The 255-nt window shown below is 52.9% G+C and carries 1 pseudogene; it reads right to left on the reverse strand.

Annotated features, from left to right (window positions below):
* A pseudogene (locus GCN74_RS28520) lies at positions 1-217 on the reverse strand (IS3 family transposase); the annotation flags it as partial.
* Positions 218-255: the final 38 nt, after the last annotated feature.

Raw genomic sequence — 255 nt, forward strand, 5'->3', positions numbered from 1 at the left:
CTGTCATGGTCGCCCTCCGTTGGCTTCGGCCCCTGGGATGCGTCCAATCCTGCAGGCCGTGTTTACGACACCATACCAAAACTGTCGACCGACCTTGTATTCCGTAGCGCGTTTGCGCCTGCTTGTATGTCAGCTCGCCTTTTTCAACCTGCTCGACAACGCTCAATTTAAAAGCCAGGCTGTAATCTCGCTGACTGCGTCGAAACCCTTGTTCCATCGGACACTCCTTCTCTGTAGCGAAAAAGTGTCAACTTA

This window comes from Janthinobacterium sp. FT14W (genome assembly GCF_009208755.1).
Lineage (GTDB): Bacteria > Pseudomonadota > Gammaproteobacteria > Burkholderiales > Burkholderiaceae_D > Janthinobacterium > Janthinobacterium violaceinigrum.